The organism is Pseudomonas sp. FSL R10-0399, from assembly GCF_009600165.1.
GTDB lineage: Bacteria > Pseudomonadota > Gammaproteobacteria > Pseudomonadales > Pseudomonadaceae > Aquipseudomonas > Aquipseudomonas helleri.
In genome coordinates, this window is record NZ_WIWK01000323.1 from 1 (window position 1) to 322 (window position 322).

A 322-nucleotide genomic window follows, 5' to 3' on the forward strand; every position below is an offset into this window, starting at 1 on the left:
GTTCTGTCGTCAGCATCTGGTTTGTCCTCTCTGTGCGATCCGCCGAGGAGCGAAGGCCCTTGGCGCGTATCTGACACGCTGGCAGGTCTTGCAAGAAGAACGTCCTGACTTGCGCCCGTATCTATTGACTCTCACGGTCAAAAACGGCGATGACCTGGAAGAGCGTCAAAACCATCTCAGCAAGTCCCTACGCAAGCTGCTGACGCACCGACGCCATTTCAAGGCAGGTGTTCCGCGTGCCCCGTGGACTGAGCTTTGCCGAGCTGAAGGGGCCGTTTACACAATGGAACTGACCAACAAGGGCAAGGGGTGGCATCCGCAC

General features: G+C 57.8%; 1 protein-coding gene. It reads left to right on the forward strand.

The annotated features are described in order from the left end of the window. Positions 1-322: protein rep (locus tag GHO41_RS30010; RefSeq protein WP_178126635.1), on the forward strand; the 322-nt coding region annotated here is incomplete at both ends.